Here is a 1094-nt window from a genome sequence, read left to right as displayed (position 1 = left end):
GCTTTGGGCGGTTAGTATCACAAGGTTCATCATGGGCGCGTTCACACGGGTACGGGAATATCAACCCGTTGTCCATCGACTACGCCTGTCGGCCTCGCCTTAGGTCCCGACTTACCCTGGGCGGATTAGCCTGGCCCAGGAACCCTTGGTCATCCGGCGGACGAGTTTCTCACTCGTCTTTCGCTACTCATGCCTGCATTCTCACTCGCATAGCGTCCACGGCTGGATTACTCCGCCGCTTCAACCGCTACACGACGCTCCCCTACCCATCCCGAGTAAACTCGAAATGACACAGCTTCGGTGGTGTGCTTAAGCCCCGCTACATTGTCGGCGCAGGACCACTTGACCAGTGAGCTATTACGCACTCTTTAAAGGGTGGCTGCTTCTAAGCCAACCTCCTGGCTGTCTGTGCGACCCCACATCCTTTCCCACTTAGCACACACTTAGGGACCTTAGCTGGCGTTCTGGGCTGTTTCCCTCTCGACTACGAAGCTTATCCCCCGCAGTCTCACTGCCGCGCTCTCACACCACGGTATTCGGAGTTTGGTTGATTTCGGTAAGCTTGTAGGCCCCCTAGACCATCCAGTGCTCTACCCCCGTGGTGAAACACACGACGCTGCACCTAAATGCATTTCGGGGAGAACCAGCTATCACGGTGTTTGATTGGCCTTTCACCCCTAACCACAGCTCATCCCCCAGGTTTTCAACCCTGGTGGGTTCGGGCCTCCACGCGGTCTTACCCGCGCTTCACCCTGGCCATGGCTAGATCACACCGCTTCGGGTCTAGACCACGCGACTCAAGCGCCCTATTCAGACTCGCTTTCGCTACGGCTACCCCACACGGGTTAACCTCGCCACGTAGCACTAACTCGCAGGCTCATTCTTCAAAAGGCACGCCGTCACCCCTAAAGGCTCCGACGGATTGTAGGCACACGGTTTCAGGTACTATTTCACTCCCCTCCCGGGGTACTTTTCATCTTTCCCTCACGGTACTAGTCCGCTATCGGTCACCAGGGAGTATTTAGGCTTAGCGGGTGGTCCCGCCAGATTCACAGCGAATTTCACGAGTACGCTGCTACTTGGGAACACTCTAA

1 rRNA gene is annotated in these 1094 nt (G+C 56.4%); it reads right to left on the bottom strand.

Going from position 1 to position 1094, the window contains the following annotated elements:
- Positions 1–1094, bottom strand: a 23S ribosomal RNA gene (locus tag ACIRG5_RS48390); the annotation flags it as partial.

The sequence above is a fragment of the Lentzea sp. NPDC102401 genome (assembly GCF_044765805.1).
In the GTDB taxonomy this organism is placed as follows: Bacteria; Actinomycetota; Actinomycetes; order Mycobacteriales; family Pseudonocardiaceae; genus Lentzea; species Lentzea sokolovensis.
The sequence above is the reverse complement of the archived record's forward strand: the minus strand, read 5'-3'. Positions and strand labels throughout refer to the sequence as shown.